The 16,560-nt window shown below is 37.9% G+C and carries 17 protein-coding genes; 9 read left to right on the top strand and 8 right to left on the bottom strand.

The features are described from left to right. The first annotated feature begins 34 nt into the window (after positions 1-34). From recF to LC454_RS18185, 4 genes are all read left to right on the top strand, one after another. Positions 35-1,138, top strand: coding sequence for a DNA replication/repair protein RecF (gene recF / locus LC454_RS18170; protein WP_223583870.1), 1,104 nt, complete (start codon positions 35-37; stop codon positions 1,136-1,138). After that, positions 1,131-1,460, top strand: a complete 330-nt coding sequence (locus LC454_RS18175) for a DUF721 domain-containing protein (protein WP_077437878.1) — start codon at positions 1,131-1,133, stop codon at positions 1,458-1,460. The genes recF and LC454_RS18175 overlap by 8 nt, the downstream gene beginning before the upstream one ends. A gap of 15 nt (positions 1,461-1,475) precedes the next feature. Next, on the top strand, positions 1,476-2,039 hold the full coding sequence (locus tag LC454_RS18180; RefSeq protein ID WP_223583871.1) for a Crp/Fnr family transcriptional regulator: 564 nt from the start codon (positions 1,476-1,478) through the stop codon (positions 2,037-2,039). A 253-nt stretch (positions 2,040-2,292) separates the two neighbouring features. Beyond that, a complete protein-coding gene (locus LC454_RS18185; RefSeq protein ID WP_223583872.1) occupies positions 2,293-2,727 on the top strand; it encodes an SRPBCC domain-containing protein in 435 nt (144 codons plus the stop codon). A gap of 400 nt (positions 2,728-3,127) precedes the next feature. On the opposite strand, the gene LC454_RS18190 is transcribed toward LC454_RS18185, so the two are convergent. The 3 genes from LC454_RS18190 to sucC all read right to left on the bottom strand — a co-directional run bounded on the left by LC454_RS18190 (position 3,128) and on the right by sucC (position 6,805). Beyond that, entirely contained in the window at positions 3,128-3,748 is a 621-nt protein-coding gene (locus tag LC454_RS18190) for an L-threonylcarbamoyladenylate synthase (RefSeq protein ID WP_223583873.1), read from the bottom strand. 168 nt (positions 3,749-3,916) lie between these two features. Continuing rightward, positions 3,917-5,362, bottom strand: a complete 1,446-nt coding sequence (asnS, locus tag LC454_RS18195) for an asparagine--tRNA ligase (RefSeq protein ID WP_223583874.1) — start codon at positions 5,360-5,362, stop codon at positions 3,917-3,919. A 249-nt stretch (positions 5,363-5,611) separates the two neighbouring features. Continuing rightward, the gene (gene sucC, locus LC454_RS18200) at positions 5,612-6,805 is read right to left on the bottom strand and encodes an ADP-forming succinate--CoA ligase subunit beta (protein ID WP_120261531.1); all 1,194 of its coding nucleotides are present in this window, start codon (positions 6,803-6,805) and stop codon (positions 5,612-5,614) included. A gap of 172 nt (positions 6,806-6,977) precedes the next feature. On the opposite strand from sucC, the gene LC454_RS18205 reads away from it, so the two are divergent. The 4 genes from LC454_RS18205 to LC454_RS18220 all read left to right on the top strand — a co-directional run bounded on the left by LC454_RS18205 (position 6,978) and on the right by LC454_RS18220 (position 9,952). Next, entirely contained in the window at positions 6,978-7,628 is a 651-nt protein-coding gene (locus LC454_RS18205; protein ID WP_223583980.1) for an ABC transporter ATP-binding protein, read from the top strand. 103 nt (positions 7,629-7,731) lie between these two features. Next, on the top strand, positions 7,732-8,211 hold the full coding sequence (locus tag LC454_RS18210) for a hypothetical protein (protein WP_223583875.1): 480 nt from the start codon (positions 7,732-7,734) through the stop codon (positions 8,209-8,211). A gap of 74 nt (positions 8,212-8,285) precedes the next feature. Beyond that, entirely contained in the window at positions 8,286-8,816 is a 531-nt protein-coding gene (locus LC454_RS18215; protein WP_223583876.1) for an HAD family hydrolase, read from the top strand. 131 nt (positions 8,817-8,947) lie between these two features. Then, positions 8,948-9,952, top strand: coding sequence for a LacI family DNA-binding transcriptional regulator (locus LC454_RS18220; RefSeq protein ID WP_120261646.1), 1,005 nt, complete (start codon positions 8,948-8,950; stop codon positions 9,950-9,952). A gap of 76 nt (positions 9,953-10,028) precedes the next feature. Here the strand turns inward: LC454_RS18220 and lpdA (LC454_RS18225) are convergent, their stop codons facing one another. Beyond that, complete coding sequence (lpdA, locus tag LC454_RS18225) at positions 10,029-11,417, bottom strand: dihydrolipoyl dehydrogenase (RefSeq protein WP_223583877.1); 1,389 nt, start codon at positions 11,415-11,417, stop codon at positions 10,029-10,031. 244 nt (positions 11,418-11,661) lie between these two features. Here lpdA (LC454_RS18225) and LC454_RS18230 point away from each other — a divergent pair, with 244 nt between their 5' ends. Then, entirely contained in the window at positions 11,662-11,961 is a 300-nt protein-coding gene (locus LC454_RS18230; protein WP_120261536.1) for a DUF3817 domain-containing protein, read from the top strand. A 152-nt stretch (positions 11,962-12,113) separates the two neighbouring features. On the opposite strand, the gene LC454_RS18235 is transcribed toward LC454_RS18230, so the two are convergent. The 4 genes from LC454_RS18235 to LC454_RS18250 form a co-directional block, all read right to left on the bottom strand. Then, positions 12,114-12,518, bottom strand: a complete 405-nt coding sequence (locus LC454_RS18235) for an acyl-CoA thioesterase (RefSeq protein WP_223583878.1) — start codon at positions 12,516-12,518, stop codon at positions 12,114-12,116. A 67-nt stretch (positions 12,519-12,585) separates the two neighbouring features. After that, the gene (gene lpdA, locus LC454_RS18240; RefSeq protein WP_223583879.1) at positions 12,586-13,992 is read right to left on the bottom strand and encodes a dihydrolipoyl dehydrogenase; all 1,407 of its coding nucleotides are present in this window, start codon (positions 13,990-13,992) and stop codon (positions 12,586-12,588) included. A gap of 368 nt (positions 13,993-14,360) precedes the next feature. Further along, positions 14,361-14,879, bottom strand: coding sequence for a plastocyanin/azurin family copper-binding protein (locus tag LC454_RS18245; protein ID WP_223583880.1), 519 nt, complete (start codon positions 14,877-14,879; stop codon positions 14,361-14,363). Between the two features lie 70 nt (positions 14,880-14,949). Then, positions 14,950-16,551, bottom strand: a complete 1,602-nt coding sequence (locus tag LC454_RS18250; RefSeq protein ID WP_223583881.1) for a response regulator — start codon at positions 16,549-16,551, stop codon at positions 14,950-14,952. Positions 16,552-16,560 lie beyond the last annotated feature (9 nt).

Here is a 16,560-nt window from a genome sequence, read left to right on the forward strand (position 1 = left end):
TTTTTAGCGATCCAAATAGCGTATATTTGTTGCTATGTGGCTCAAGCAACTTTCTGTTCTAAATTTCAAGAATTACTCAGAATCTTCTTTGGAATTTCTCCCTGAAGTAAATGCTTTTACAGGGAATAATGGTGTTGGTAAAACCAATCTATTGGATGCGATCCACTACTTATCACTTTGTAAGAGCTATTTTAATCCTATTGATTCGCAACATATCAAATCCGGTAATGATTGGTTTATGGTGCAGGGAGAATTTGATAAGGAATCGAATAGTGATGTTATTTCCTGCAGCCTAAAAAAGAATCAAAAAAAGCAGTTTAAAAAAAATAAAAAAGATTATCCGCGATTGGCTGATCATATCGGGCTTTTCCCTTTGGTCATGATATCGCCCAATGATAGTGTAATCGTTACAGATGGCAGCGAAGAACGCCGAAAGTTTGTGGATAATGTGATTTCACAAACTGACAATAAATACCTCGATACCTTAATTATCTACAATAAGTTTCTGACCCAAAGAAATAGCGTGCTGAAGCAAGCCCGTCAGACCAATATCTTGGATCTAGGCTTAATCGAAATTCTTAACTTTCAACTGGAGGAAGTCGGCAATATTATCTTTGAAAAGAGAAGATCATTTATGGCAGAGTTCCAACCAGAATTTGATCGACACTATCAATTCCTGACCGAAGATGCCGAATCTGTCCAACTACAGTATGAATCTCCTTTAATGTTAGATTCTTTCTTAAATATTTTGGAGAAGAACCTTGAGCGTGATCGTATTCTAGAACGCACTAGTCAGGGAATTCATAAGGATGATCTGATATTTACTATTCATGGTGGAATGCCGCTGAAAAAGTTTGGTTCACAGGGCCAACAAAAATCATTTCTCATTGCTTTAAAACTTGCTCAATATTCTTATCTACAAGATAAAAAGGGATTCAAACCTTTACTGCTCCTGGATGATATTTTTGATAAGCTCGACGATCGTCGTACCCATAAATTAATGCAGATGGTCTCAGAGGATGATTTTGGGCAAATTTTTCTAACGGATACAGATTCGAAAAGAATTCAACGAATCTTTGACGAAATCAACCGCCCTGTTCGTATATTTGGTATCGAAGGAGGACAAGTGAATGTATAAGAAGCAACCAACGAAAAAGAGCCTAGAATTTATTCGGTCAAGTGATGATATGACCATTAAGCAGGGGGTAGAACGCCTCCTTGAAGCTTACAAGCTGCGTCGAAAATTTGATGAGACTTCAATCGCCTCGGTATGGCCTCAGTTGATTGGTAAAGCAATTGCCAACCGTACGCAACAGCTTTATGTGCGAGACAAAAAGTTATTTGTGCGTGTGGAGTCTGCTGTCATTAAAAACGAACTGGCATTAATGCGTCGGCAAATCCTCGGAAGGGTAAACGAGTATGTAGGACACGTCATAATAGAAGAAGTCGTGATCTTATAGTTTGCTTTCGTAGGTATGTTTAATCAATTGTTTGAAAACCTATTTCCTCTTTCCAAAGCCGCTCAGGAAAAATTGTTCGCAAGTTTTGAACAAATTGAACTCAAAAGAGGAGATTATCTGATCAAAGAAGGGGACTATTCTTCCAATTTATTTGTTATCGAATCCGGATTGATTCGACAATTCGCATGGAGTAAAAAAGGAGAATTTACACAGTGGATCGGTACTGCCAATCATTTCGTTACAGATCTCTCTTCTTTTATTTTTGATACCCCTTCTAAATGGAATTTTCAATGCATCACTGACTGTCATTTGTACCGTTTGTCAAAATCAGATTACCAAAGGATGGAATCTGAGGTTATTGAATGGAATAAATTTGAAAAGGCATTTTTAGCAAAATGTTTCGGTGCGATGGAGCAACGAATTTCTGATTTTATTTGTTTGACGGCAGAAGAGCGTTATCAACAGTATTTTGGGCAACATAAATCCCTATTCCATCAAGTACCACTTCAATATATTGCCTCAGTCTTGGGTATGAGCCCCGAAACACTTAGTCGTATCCGCGCAAAAATGAGTTCTTGACAAAAGTCAAGCGCTGTCTCCATTTCTTATCCTAGTTTTGTTTTATCTCCAATAGTAAATGAGGGGTCGATACTTTGAATTGGGCTAAGGCTTCTGTGTAATAAGGTATTCAATCTGAAAATGCTTTGTGCAAACTTGTTTTCTGGAGCAATCGTCGGCCCAATGAATCCATCATGGGGTATAGCAACCGATAAGGGCTATTTGGGTAAGCATGTGGGCTTCACTTTGCAGGGATATAAATAATATTGAAACAATGAAAAAAATTGAGACAAGTATCATAATTAAAGCGACAATTGAGCAAGTATGGCAAGTATTGACAGATTTCAAAACTTATCCAGAGTGGAGTCCAACGATTAAAAGCTTTGAAAAGGAACCTGTATTGGGACAACGCTGTTCAGTCATGTTGGTACAACCTGATGGTTTTAAAATAAAGATGAACCCACGCTTTTTACGTATTGACTCTAACCGCGAGCTACGTTGGAAAGGTAAACTATTTGTTCCGGGAATCTTTGATGGTGAGCATTATTTTATATTGAAACAGATGGAGGAGGGGCAGATTCGACTCATTCAGGGTGAGCTGTTTTCTGGTTTATTAATCCCATTCTGCGGAAAGTTATTGTTGACAACGAGGCAAGGATTTGAACTTTTTAACGCGGCATTGAAGCTACGTGTGGAGTCTAGTTGTTAACTTTCAACATTATTATGTGAATTTGGATCTGTTATACACATCGTATTTCGATGCCGAAGAGTGTTTAAGCTTGTTATAAACATTTTTGTGTTGATAACCCCTTAGTTTTACACATTTTTCGGTATTTTCTAGATTTGCTTATTTAGCTTATTCACATTTAGTTGTTGATAAGTGCATGGTTATACACATTTTGGATCAATAGCTATAGGTGCGTGTTCCACTTATTAACATTTTGAGTGTTAATAAGTGGTTGTTTTTGTGGATAAGTGGGTATTGAAGTATCGGAAGTAGATCTTATGCACAAAATACCAACAATCTAATCTAGGCTGATCTTTGTTGGTTTGTTAAGATGTTTGTTGAAATGTTAAATAGTCCTGCGCTATTTGGAGAATACTAAATACTATAAGTATTGTTCCAAATCACCTTTTCCTTCACGAATGACATCAAAAGTTCCCTCCGTCAGGTCTACTACTGTTGAAGCGACATTGTCCCCATAACCTCCGTCAATAACGGCATCCACGAGATCTTGGTATTTCTCATAGATCAATTCGGGATCCGTAGAGTATTCGATAATTTCGTCTTCATCGTGGATGGAAGTAGTCACAATCGGATTGCCTAATTGTTTAACAATTTCCCGAACGATGTTATTGTCTGGTACACGAATACCCACAGTCTTCTTCTTCGAGCTTAATAATTTGGGAACTTTGGTGGTAGCGTTAAAGATAAATGTAAAAGGGCCGGGTAATGCCTTCTTAAGGACACGGAAGACGGCGGTGTCGAAAGATTTGGTATATTGTGAAATATCAGTTAGGTCGTAACAGATAAAAGAGAGATTGGCTTTATCAGGTTTTAAGCCTCTGATCTCACAAACACGTTCAATTGCCTTTTGTTGTGTAATATCACAGCCTATACCGTAAACGGTATCTGTAGGGTAAATGATTACACCGCCACGTCTAAGGATGTCAACGGCCTGCGCGATGGCTTTTGGATTGGGATTGTCGTTATATATTTTGATGAGCATATCTAGTCTGGTAAATATTTATAATGGCGTAGGGTGATTTTAGTTTTTAATCTGCTCCCTTTCCGAACAAGAAGCGGATGATGTCAACGCTTCAAAACTATTCTTCCGATACGTATATATTAAAAGAACAACAGCCAAAATATTTTGTTTTGGCTGTTGTTCTTTATATTAAAATTCTGCGTTTTTCGGTGTGCGAGGGAATGGTATTACGTCGCGGATATTTGTCATTCCGGTTGTGAATAATACCAAGCGCTCAAAGCCTACACCAAATCCTGAATGTGGCACTGAACCAAAGCGGCGTGTATCCAAGAACCATTCCATTTCTTCTGCTGGTATACCTACCTCGGCCATACGCGCTAATAGACGGTCAAGATTTTCCTCACGTTGCGAACCGCCGACCATTTCACCTATACCTGGGAAAAGAATATCCATGGCACGAACAGTATTGCGACCCTGAGCATCAGGCTCATTCTGCTTCATGTAGAAAGATTTGATCTCTCTCGGGTAATCAGTTAGGATAACAGGTTTCTTGAAGTGTTTTTCCACTAAATAGCGTTCATGTTCAGATTGAAGGTCAGCTCCCCAGTCATCAATTAGATACTTGAATTGTTTCTTTTGGTTTGGCTTACTACGTTTTAGTATTTCAACAGCGTCAGTATAAGTTACACGTTCGAAATCATTTTCTAAGACAAAGTTCAGTTTTTCAACCAAATTTAATTCAGATCGTTCTGTTGCTGGTTTTGATTTCTCTTCTTCTAACAAACGGCTTTTCAAAAATTCGATTTCCTCAGGACAAGTTTCCAGAGCGTATTTAATCACGTATTTCAGCAAAGCTTCGGCTAAATCCATATTGTCTTCCAATTCATAGAAAGCCATTTCTGGTTCAATCATCCAGAATTCAGCCAAGTGACGCGTTGTATTCGAATTTTCAGCTCTAAAGGTTGGCCCAAAAGTATAGATGTTCCCAAAAGCCATTGCTCCGAGTTCACCTTCCAATTGACCAGATACGGTAAGATTTGTCGATTTTCCGAAGAAATCTTCCTTGAAATCAATTTCGCCATTTTCTTTACGCGGCGGGTTGTTCAAATCTAAGGTAGTCACCTGAAACATTTCACCGGCACCTTCTGCATCAGAGCCTGTGATAATCGGTGTGTGCATGTACACAAAATCATTTTCTTGGAAAAATTTATGTACCGCGAAAGCTAAGGCATTACGAACTTTGAATACCGCATTGAATGTGCCTGTACGAAAACGTAAGTGAGCAATTTCACGTAGAAATTCTAAGCTGTGTTTTTTCGGTTGTAAAGGGTATTTTTCAGGATCTGAATCTCCTATAATGCTTACTTCAGTAGCTTTAACTTCTACTTTTTGTCCTTTACCCAGCGATTCTATCAATAGACCTTTTACACGAACTGCAGCTCCGGTAGTGATACGCTTTAGGATATCTTCAGGTGTATTTTCAAAATCGACTACTGCTTGAATATTATTGATTGACGAACCGTCATTAATTGCTATAAATTGATTGTTACGGAAAGTTCTTACCCAACCTTTAACAACGACCTCTTTGCCGAATTCTGTGGCATTCAATAGTTCCTTTATTCTTGTGTGTTCCATCTTAATTTTTGGAGAATGACTTGTAAAAGATGCTTTGTTAAAAAAGCAATACAAAAATAAGCTATTCTGTTGGTTTATTGGGTATAAATGTTGATTTAATTCGCTGAATGAAGGATCAATAAGCTTCTAAACCTAATTCTTTCCGACCACTATTTGCGTCAAACTCAGCAAAAAATAGCTGCCTTGGGGGCAAAAAAAAGCGGAACAACTCAGTTGTTCCGCTTTTAAGCTTTATGATGATTGAAGGAATTAACCTTTCAATACTTTAGTTACTAGTTCAGCAGCTTCTTTCAATAAGATTGCAGAATAAACTTGTAAGCCTGATTCATCGATTAATTTTTTCGCTTCTTCGGCATTTGTACCTTGAAGACGTACGATGATAGGAACAGGAATATTACCAATTTCACTGTAAGCATCAATGACACCTTGCGCTACACGGTCACAACGAACGATACCACCGAAGATGTTGATCAAGATTGCTTTTACATTAGGGTCTTTCAAAATGATATTGAAACCAGCTTTTACAGTTTCAGCATTTGCAGTACCACCAACATCTAAGAAGTTTGCAGGTTCACCACCAGCTAATTTGATGATATCCATTGTTGCCATTGCAAGACCAGCACCATTTACCATACAACCTACGTTACCGTCAAGTTTAACATAGTTAAGGTTTGATTCACCAGCTTCAACTTCCGTTGGATCTTCTTCTGTTACATCGCGCATAGCTGCGTAATCAGGGTGACGGTACAATGCGTTCTCGTCAAGATTTACTTTGGCATCAACTGCTAAGATCTTGTCATCAGAAGTTTTTAATACCGGATTGATCTCGAACATAGAAGAGTCAGTAGAATCGTATGCTTTATAAAGTGCAGCAACGAATTTTACCATTTCTTTGTGTGCAGCACCAGAAAGACCTAGATTAAAAGCAATTTTACGCGCTTGGAATCCTTGTAAGCCTACTTTTGGATCGATTTCTTCTTTGAAAATCAAGTGCGGTGTTTTTTCTGCAACTTCTTCGATGTCCATACCACCTTCTGTAGAGTACATAACAATGTTACGTCCTGTAGCGCGGTCTAATAATACAGACATGTAGAATTCTTTTGTTTCGCTTTCACCTGGATAGTAAACGTCTTGAGCGACCAAAACTTTGTTTACTTTTTTACCTTCAGGTCCAGTTTGAGGCGTTACTAATTGCATACCAATGATGTCAGTTGCTTTTTGTTTGACTTCATCTAAGTTCTTAGCTAACTTGACACCACCACCTTTACCACGGCCACCAGCGTGAATTTGAGCTTTGACAACAACCCAGTCGGAATTGTAGTCTTCTTTCATCTTTTTAGCCGCTTCCACAGCTTGCTCTGGAGTATCTGCTACGATACCTTCCTGTACGCGCACACCAAAGCTCTTTAGTATTTGTTTTCCTTGATATTCGTGAATGTTCATTTGCAAAAATATTTGGCGTAAAAATATGTTTTTTTGAGGGATAAGACAAGGGATAAATTGCTCTTTTATCTATTTTTTGACATTTGTGAAAAATAAAATGGCTGAAATAGAGAAATAACTGCTTATTTATTCAAAGGTGTGATATCGTAAATTTATTTATCTTTGCCCTATGATGTTACAAGCCAAAGGAATTCACAAAGCTTATGGGGCATTGCCCATCTTGAAAGGCGTCGATATAGCCGTGGAAAAAGGTGAAATTGTAAGTATTGTCGGGGCCTCAGGGGCAGGTAAAAGTACACTTTTGCATATCATCGGAACGTTGGACAAACCTGACCAAGGTTCAATTTTTATTGATGGTGTCGATATCCATAAGCTGAGTGCCAAAAAGCTGAGTGCATTTCGTAATGAGCATATTGGTTTCGTTTTTCAGTTTCATCACTTATTGCCTGAATTTACTGCATTGGAGAATGTGTGTATTCCTGCATTTATCCGCGGACAGGGACGATCCGAAGCCGAAGCGAAAGCGAAAGAACTATTGGAGCTACTTGGGGTTTCACATCGTATTGATCATAAGCCTGCTGAGATGTCTGGAGGTGAACAACAACGTGTGTCTGTGGCTAGGGCTCTGATGAATGATCCTTCAATCATTTTAGCTGACGAACCTTCTGGGAACTTGGATTCCGAAAATGCAGCAGCCTTACATCAGTTGTTTTTTGATCTTAGAAATAAATTCCAGCAAACATTTATCATCGTAACCCATAATGAAGAATTGGCCCGTATATCGGATCGAACAATTCATATGCGTGACGGATTGGTTGTATAACCTATTTCATAGGAAAGCCATTGTGCTTATAGATCAGGGTATAGGAAAGATTTATTGGACGAATCTTTGAGGGCTTAATTGCCGATGAATAACATTTTATTTGATGAAGAAAATATTGATAACTTTCGGAACTAGACCTCTGGCAATGCGTATTGCTAGAAAACTTTCGGCTAGTTTTGAAGTTTTGTATGCAAGTTCGGAAGAGATTCCGGAATTACTTTTAAAATCTGGGAATTATGCAGCCATTCCAAAGGGTTTGCTACCAACTTTTGCGCATGAGGTGCTAAAACTAAGTTTAGATCAACAGGTTGATTATGTGTTACCTTTAGGTGGTTTCGAACTGGAACCATTGGCCGAAGCCAAAGTTTTATTTGATGAATATCAGATTTCAGTTCTTGTTCCAGATAAGGATATCCTTGAAACATTTTCCATCATTGAGAACCCACCGGCTGATCTTCCTTATGTTTTGCTTTCAAAGGGCAATAATTTATTGGGCGAGGAGATATACGAAAATACATTGGATGGACTTTTGGTCACTTCGGATTCTGCTGAAGAGTTCGCATTAGTCTGTGTGTCGAGGTAATATGATCCGATTCTCTATTCGTTATCTGTTGGGCATAATCTGTTTAACTTTTTTAATTTAAAGATCTATTAGTGATGATGTTTCCAGAAGAAAAAAAAGTATATGTCTTTGAATTGGATGATGTTCTTTTTCCTAAAAAAGACTACTTACTCCAAGTTTATTATCTCTTTGCCAACTTTATAGAATTCACAGAGACCTTTCCTCCGCAGGGTGATTTGGTCAACTTTATGAAAAACCATTTGGAAAATCAAGGGGAGGAATTCCTATTTGAACATGCACAAGCGACATTTGGATTTGATATGAAGTATAAGGAGCACTTTGAACGATTACATGTAAATGCTGTATTACCACTTAAATTGCACCTTTTTGACCATATTGCTGCGTTATTTTCGCAATTGAGTGCGGAAGGTAAGAAAATATGTGTTTTGACAAAAGGGAACCCACTGGAGCAATTGAACAAGGTGAAATTTGTAGACTGGGGTGAGTTTAGCAATCGGATAAAAATTTATTTTCAGGACGAGCTTGCTTTCCGGCAGATAGACCCTGCTCAATTTTTAGCAGAGGAGTTTGCGGTGGATATCACTGCGATTCAATTTGTGGACTAAGTTTGCATTGATTATCTTTGTACTATCTACCAACAATGTTTTGACTATAGAATATACCGAATAAACATTGTTGAAAAAAAATTATGATTAGGGATATAAAAGCCCTATTTTTATATAAAGCCCTTGGATTTATGAATAAAGTGAACAAGCCTGCCACGATTAAGGAAATTGCCAAGAAGCTGAAAATCAGTCCTTCCACGGTGTCAAGAGCATTGAATGATCATCCAAGTATTGGATTGGTAACGACAATGCGTGTAAAAAAAATGGCCGAAGAATTGAACTACGAACCCAATCAGACTGCTATTTTTTTTAAACAGCGTAAAACATTTACCATAGCTGTGATTTTACCCAGTCTTTCAGAACCATTTTTTTCGTTTGCAATAAGCGAAATTGAAAATGTTGCTTCGGCACAACGGTACACTGTTTTAATGGGACAGTCGTTGGATGATCCTGATCGGGAAGAACAGATTCTAAAAACATTTAAAAACCATCGGGTAGATGGTATCTTGATGTCTATCGGGAAGAAGACGACCAATTTGGAGTTTATAGAAAAATTGGAGTCATCTGGAATCCCTGTTGTCTTTTTTGATTGTGTCCCTAGTTTGCCAAATATCAATAAAGTTCAAAGCGATCTATCCACAGGAATGAATGAGGCTGTTGATGCTTTTGTTGCCCGTGGTCATAAAGTCATTGCTTTGGTCAATGGACCAAAGACTTTGCCTGCAAGTGAGGATAGAAAAGTAGCCTATTTATCTGCAATGAAGCGAAATGGGATGGATATCTTGGAAAAAAATATTATTGAAACGGACCTGAGTACGGAAGGAAATGAAAAAGCAATGGATAGTATATTTGCGATGTCCGAAAGACCTTCAGCGATTATTTCTTTCAATGACTTTGTTACACTGGATTTGATGAAGGCAGCGCGCAACAAAGGACTGGTTTTAAATCAAGATATATTCTTTATTAGCTATGCTAATTATCCTCTTTGGCAATACATGGAAAACCCACCAATGGGCCGTATTGAACAGTTTCCAGGTATGCAAGCGCGTAAGGCAGCCGAAATTCTATTTGAACGAATCGAGAATTCAGATGTAGCAGACCAACAAATTGTATTTAAGTCGAGGTTGGTAATGTAATTTTCAACCAAAAGAGTAACATAAAAAAAAGGGGAAGATCGTTCGATCTTCCCCTTTTTTTTATGTTTATATGTGACTATAAATGGATCACTTCACCATACGCATCGGCGCATGCTTCCATGATAGCTTCACTCATTGTTGGGTGCGGATGGATTGTTTTGATCATTTCATGTCCTGTTGTTTCCAATTTACGGGCAACAACAACCTCAGCGATCATTTCAGTAACATTAGCTCCAATAAGGTGTGCACCTAGGAATTCACCATATTTTGCATCGAAGATAACTTTTACGAAACCGTCTTTTGCTCCAGCTGCTGAAGCTTTTCCTGAAGCAGAGAATGGGAATTTACCTACTTTAACTTCATATCCAGCTTCTTTAGCTGCTTTTTCAGTATAACCAACAGAAGCTATCTCTGGAGAACAATAAGTACATCCAGGGATGTTGTTGTAATCAATAGGTTCTACATGAAGACCTTTGATTTTTTCAACACAAGTAATACCTTCTGCCGAAGCAACGTGCGCTAAAGCTTGACCCTTAACGATATCACCGATAGCGTATACACCTTCAATATTTGTTTTGTAGAAATCGTCTACGACAACACGGCCACGATCAGTTTTTACACCAACCTCTTCCAAGCCTATGTTTTCGATATTAGGAGCAATACCTACCGCAGATAATACAACTTCTGCTTCGATTACTTCAATACCTTTTTCAGTTTTAATAGAAACCTTGCTCAATTCTCCAGATGTGTCAACAGATTGAACTTCTGATTTAGTAAGGATATTAATACCTTGTTTCTTTAAGCTTTTTTCTAGTTGTTTTGAGATTTCTTCATCTTCAACTGGAACGATTCTATCCATAAACTCAACGATAGTCACTTTTGTTCCAATTGCATTATAGAAGTAAGCAAATTCAACACCGATAGCACCAGAACCGACAACAACTAAAGATTTTGGTTGTTTAGGTAATGTCATTGCTTGGCGGTAGCCAACAATCTTTTTGCCATCTTGTGGTAAGTTAGGTAATTCACGTGAACGTGCACCTGTCGCCAAAATGGTGTGTTTTGCTGCATATTCTTTGGTAGAACCGTCTGCACCTTTCACATCGATCTTACCACCTTTTTTAATTTTTGCAGTTCCATTGATGACATCAATTTTATTCTTTTTCATCAAGAACTGAATACCTTTACTCATTCCTTCAGCTACGCCGCGGCTTCTTTTGACGATAGCTTCGAAATCAGCCTCACCACCTTGAACATTGATGCCGTATTCTGCGGCATGGTTTAAATATTCAAATACTTGAGCACTTTTCAATAATGCTTTTGTAGGGATACAGCCCCAGTTTAGACAAATTCCGCCTAATGATTCGCGTTCAATTATCGCTGTTTTGAACCCTAACTGAGCGGCTCTAATGGCAGCAACATACCCGCCTGGACCACTACCGATTACAATGATGTCGTAATTCATATAAATAAATATTCTGTAGTTGAGTGTTATAGCTTCAAATACCAAGGTATTGAACCTTATATTCATTCAAAAGTACGTATTTTTTCTGATGAATATGAACTATTTATTGTAAAATTGGCGGTTTTTGATAAAACAATGTCATTGTATAATGGATAATGTCACGTCTTGGTAAAAGGGCAAAAAATAATGGGTCAACTGTATTTAGAGTCTTATTTTTGAAGTTCACAATACACAGTTTATCATTATGTTAAGAATATTTAGACAGATTGCGTTGTGGGAGGCTATTTCCACGATTTGCTTGTTTTTCATTGCAATGCCACTGAAATATTTTGCTGGAATACCAGAGGCTGTTAAGATCGCAGGATCCATTCATGGCTTTTTTGTCGTTATATTCGTTGTGATGCTCATCATGTCTACTGTCGAATATAAATGGCCTATTTTAAAAGCTATAAAGTACTTTTTGGCTTCTTTGGTTCCAATCCTTGGATTTTGGGTGGAGTTGGATCTAAAGAAGGAAATCGATGGTAAAAGACAGAAATCCTAATACTGAGATATTCGCATAGAGATCCCAATAGTGTAAGCCCAAGGCTTACAAAGTTAAGAATGCCACATCGTACCTGATAATTTGCTATCGCAAATTTCCAAATAGAGCTTTATAAAAAATACATAGTTATACCATAGGAGCAGGGGAGATGTTTAGTCATCTCGCCCTGTTTTCTCGATCCCCATATAAGCATAGGTTATACTATCTTTTCCATGTGGGGTGGGATTTCCATCCTCGTCCAAATTAACGAACACCAATTTGTCGATTGATAGGATTGTTTTCTTTGAGATTTTATTTCTGACTTCGCAGCGCATTGTCAATGATGTCGTTCCGAAATTGATCGCTTCAATACCTAATTCTAAAATATCCCCCTGCTTGGCGGAATTTACAAAGTTTATTTCGGATATAAACTTTGTAACCACTTTTGGATTCCCTAATTGTACTATGGCGTAAATAACCGCCTCTTCATCGATCCAACGTAAAAGTGTCCCGCCGAACAATGTTCCATTGGGGTTAAGGTCTTCGGGTTTGACCCATTTTCTTGTATAAAAATTCATCTGATATAGGTATTTATGACAAAGGGGAAAAGTTTCCTTTTCCCCTTAGGTTTATTCTGTTTAACGCTTACGCGTGAATAGCTCTATTTGCAGTTGCAGCTAATGCAGCTTCTTTAATAGCTTCAGTATAGGTTGGGTGAGCATGACAGATACGCGCGATATCTTCTGCAGAAGCACGATATTCCATCGCTACTGTAGCCTCGCCGATCATGTCAGCTGCGCGCGGTCCAATCATATGTACGCCTAATACCTCGTCTGTTGTTGCGTCAGCCAGGACTTTTACGAAACCATCTGTATCACCGGATGCTTTTGCACGGCCGGAAGCTTTGAAAGAGAAAGATCCAGCTTTATATTTCACGCCAGCCTCTTTAAGTTGCTCTTCAGTTTTTCCAACTGAAGCTACTTCCGGCCATGTGTACACTACACCTGGGATCAAGTTGTAGTCGATGTGTGGTTTTTGTCCAGCAATATATTCCGCGACATATACACCCTCATCTTCCGCTTTGTGCGCCAACATCGCACCAGTGATAACATCGCCAATTGCGAATACACCCTGAACAGAAGTTTCTAAGTGTGCGTTTACAGGGATCTTCTTGCCTCTTTCTTCTAATGTAATGCCAATATTCTCTAAGCCTAAACCTTCAGAATAAGCTGTACGTCCAACTGCAACGATACAGTAGTCACCATCCAATGTGATTTCTTGTCCCTTTGGATCCTCAGCTGTTACTTTTACAGTTTTACCTTTTGCTGCAGCACCTGTTACTTTATGACCTAGGTAGAACTCCATACCCAATGATTTTTTCAAAACACGTTGTAATTCTTTTCCTAAACCACCATCCATTGTGCCTATGATAGATTTCGCAAATTCAACTACAGAGACTTTTGAGCCTAAACGAGCATATACTGAGCCTAATTCTAGGCCGATTACACCACCGCCAATGACAATAAGGTGTTTTGGGATCTCTTTTAAGTTAAGGGCTTCAGTAGAAGTGATAATTCTTTTTTTGTCAACTGGCAAGAATGGTAACGAGGTTGGTTTTGATCCTGTTGCTATGATGACATTTTTGGCAGTAATTTGTTCTGTAGAACCATCTGCTTTTGTTATTTTAATGGTGTTTTTATCCACAAACGAACCTACACCTTGGAAACTGTCAATCTTGTTTTTCTTAAATAAGAAAGTGATACCGGCAGTATTTTGCGCAATGACATCGTCTTTACGAGCAATCATCTTTGCCATATCTACCTTAAGATCTTTTAAACTGATGCCGAATGCATCAAAATTATGGGCAGCATTGTGGTAATGCTCCGAAGAATCTAAAAGCGCTTTAGAAGGAATACATCCAACGTTAAGACAAGTACCACCAAATGTGCTATATTTTTCAATAACAGCTGTTTTTAATCCTAATTGGGCACAACGGATAGCTCCTACATATCCGCCTGGACCACTTCCGATTACAATTACGTCGTATTGCATTGATTACGTTTTAATTTTTAGTAGTACAAATTTAATGATTATTAATGGGATAGGAAATCAAAACTTACGATTTGTAAGTGAATAGACTTACTTTACATTTTTTTGATAAAAGAAGTGTGGCTTATACCCTTTAAAATAATCTAAGTTTGAAAATTTGCAAGGAGGAAAAATGTATATAGAGACGAAGCTTCCAGAAGTAAAGTAGGCTGATGTATCAATATTGAAGGGGGCGTATGAAGAGCAACGGAGGAATATAGGCAATAATGGATATAGAAAGAGTACTTTAGAGGTTTTTTTCTGTCTTAGAGCACAGGATAGTTTACAAAAAGGATATCCAAATTTGAATATCCTTTTTTGCTTTTATTTTATTATTCTGCAACGATTTTTCCTTGCATTACACCGTAATGACCGGGGAAACTACAGATGAAAGAATATACCCCTTTTTCAAGTGTAAATGTAATTTTATCTGTTTCACCAGGACCCAATAATTTTGTATGGGAAACGATAGAGGATAATGCTGATTTTGGAATATATTCATCAGCAACCGCTGCTGCAGCTTCAGCACCGAAAGTTGGAAGATCTACACCTGGTTTAAGGATGACAACATTATGTCCCATAGATTCTTTAGGCATGGTACCCGCATTTTTGAAGGATAATTCTACTGGCTCACCAGCTTTAACACGGAATAAGTCCTTGTCAAATTTCATCTGATCGTTACCTTCTAAAGATAGGCTGTTGGAAATAGCCACGTTTTCAATTCCAGGTACTGTTTCTGTCGCTTGGTTTTCTGTTGAAGTTGTCGATTCGGTACTAGCTGATTTGCCAGACTTCTCACTGTTTCCGCCACAAGATGCAATTGACAAAGCAACTGCAACTGCTGGTATCATAAAAAGTTTTTTCATTATTACGTTTTGTTAATTCTTTAAAATTAATGATTTCATTGGTAAATAGAAACAATCATTTCAATTTTGACAATAAAGCATCAATTGTTTTATATAATTTAATAGGATCAAATGGTTTCCCAACGACCTCATTTGCACCTGCATCCATAGCTTCTTGTTGTTCGGCCTTTAAAACCGAAGCCGAAATGGATATGATGGGCATATTCGCAATTGTTGGATTAGGATGGCGACGTATTTCTTTAATTGCTTCGAAACCACTCATAAGGGGCATATGTGCGTCCATAAATACCAAATCTATTTTTTTTCTGTTTATTTCCTCTAATGCAAGCTGTCCATTTGTTGCCAGTGTAATCTCGCAGTTCCAACTTTTTAGAATATTCGCTAACATAAAGCTGTTTAATTCGTTGTCTTCAGCAATAAGGATCATCGGTGAATTGAACTTCGGTAACTCTGTATAAAGCACTTGTGTTTCTTTTTCTAGGGGTTTATCTTCTATTTTGTCAAAGGCACATTCAAAAGAAAATATGCTTCCTTTACCATATTCACTCGATGCGAATACTTTTCCATTGAGAAGGGCAGCTATACGTTTTACAATTGCCAAGCCCAAGCCAGTACCGCCAAATTTTTTGGTGATACTGGCTTCCCCTTGCTCAAAAGCAATGAATATTTTTTCCAAAGCTTCTTCGGCGATGCCAATCCCTGTGTCGATGACTTGAAACTGTAAACCAATTTGCTGATCACTTTCCGTTAGAAGTTGAATTTTTAAAATGACCGAGCCCGTGGAGGTAAATTTGAAACTATTGGAGATAAAGTTTGTTAGAATCTGTTTTAAACGAAGTGGATCAGTTAAAAAATAACTATTTATCCGGTCGTCCACATCTATATAAAAATTTAACCCCTTGTAATTTGCCTTATCAATAAATAGATTATTCAAATCATCCGTAATATCATGTACCGAAGTGGATTCCATGTTAAGTTTCATCATACCAGAATCGACCTTGGACAAGTCTAATATGTCATTGATAATTGTTAGCAGGTTCTGAGATGCTGAATCGAGTTTATTGATCCAGTTTTCTTGTTCGAGACTAAGCTGTGAGTTTTTTAACATTTGGGTAATCCCCATAATACCATTGATAGGTGTACGGATTTCATGGCTCATATTAGCCAAGAAAGTTTCCTTTGATTTTCTTGCTAATTCAGCTTCTTCTTTCGCTTTAAGAATCGCTTGTTTCGATTCTTCTAAAGCAATATTTTTCTCTTTAATTTCCTGTTGTATCAACAGTTGCTGAACAAAGGATTTGACTTTTGCTATGGTAGCTTCAGGATTAAGAGGTTTATATAGGTAGTCTACAGCTCCACTGTTAAGTCCTTGAATTAGGTACTTATCCTCTTTCGAAATAGCCGTTACCATGATCGGAATAATGTGATTCGTTTTTGGGTTTTTCTTCAAAAAAGTAACAAATTCGAACCCATTGATTTCGGGCATCTGTACATCAACTAAGGCAAGATCTATTTCCTCTTTCCAACAGATTTTTAAGGCTTCGTTGGGATCCGTACTACTAATTATATTTACATATTCGATATCCTCCAACAACGCTGTGAGACTGATAATATTTTCAATTTTATCATCGACGATCAATATATTAATCTTCTTCATTATATCAAA

This window comes from Sphingobacterium sp. GVS05A (assembly GCF_019969845.1).
Taxonomy (GTDB): domain Bacteria; phylum Bacteroidota; class Bacteroidia; order Sphingobacteriales; family Sphingobacteriaceae; genus Sphingobacterium.

Bases quoted from the DNA above. Each gene is read 5' to 3' on its own strand.
- LC454_RS18185 (WP_223583872.1), top strand. From the start codon at position 2,293: ATGAAAAAAATTGAGACAAGTATCATAATTAAAGCGACAATTGAGCAA.
- LC454_RS18220 (WP_120261646.1), top strand. From the start codon at position 8,948: ATGAATAAAGTGAACAAGCCTGCCACGATTAAGGAAATTGCCAAGAAG.
- LC454_RS18250 (WP_223583881.1), bottom strand. From the start codon at position 16,551: ATGAAGAAGATTAATATATTGATCGTCGATGATAAAATTGAAAATATT.
- sucC (WP_120261531.1), bottom strand. From the start codon at position 6,805: ATGAACATTCACGAATATCAAGGAAAACAAATACTAAAGAGCTTTGGT.
- LC454_RS18180 (WP_223583871.1), top strand. From the start codon at position 1,476: ATGTTTAATCAATTGTTTGAAAACCTATTTCCTCTTTCCAAAGCCGCT.
- recF (WP_223583870.1), top strand. From the start codon at position 35: ATGTGGCTCAAGCAACTTTCTGTTCTAAATTTCAAGAATTACTCAGAA.
- lpdA (WP_223583877.1), bottom strand. From the start codon at position 11,417: ATGAATTACGACATCATTGTAATCGGTAGTGGTCCAGGCGGGTATGTT.
- LC454_RS18190 (WP_223583873.1), bottom strand. From the start codon at position 3,748: ATGCTCATCAAAATATATAACGACAATCCCAATCCAAAAGCCATCGCG.
- LC454_RS18215 (WP_223583876.1), top strand. From the start codon at position 8,286: ATGATGTTTCCAGAAGAAAAAAAAGTATATGTCTTTGAATTGGATGAT.
- LC454_RS18230 (WP_120261536.1), top strand. From the start codon at position 11,662: ATGTTAAGAATATTTAGACAGATTGCGTTGTGGGAGGCTATTTCCACG.
- LC454_RS18175 (WP_077437878.1), top strand. From the start codon at position 1,131: ATGTATAAGAAGCAACCAACGAAAAAGAGCCTAGAATTTATTCGGTCA.
- asnS (WP_223583874.1), bottom strand. From the start codon at position 5,362: ATGGAACACACAAGAATAAAGGAACTATTGAATGCCACAGAATTCGGC.
- lpdA (WP_223583879.1), bottom strand. From the start codon at position 13,992: ATGCAATACGACGTAATTGTAATCGGAAGTGGTCCAGGCGGATATGTA.
- LC454_RS18245 (WP_223583880.1), bottom strand. From the start codon at position 14,879: ATGATACCAGCAGTTGCAGTTGCTTTGTCAATTGCATCTTGTGGCGGA.
- LC454_RS18205 (WP_223583980.1), top strand. From the start codon at position 6,978: ATGTTACAAGCCAAAGGAATTCACAAAGCTTATGGGGCATTGCCCATC.
- LC454_RS18235 (WP_223583878.1), bottom strand. From the start codon at position 12,518: ATGAATTTTTATACAAGAAAATGGGTCAAACCCGAAGACCTTAACCCC.
- LC454_RS18210 (WP_223583875.1), top strand. From the start codon at position 7,732: ATGAAGAAAATATTGATAACTTTCGGAACTAGACCTCTGGCAATGCGT.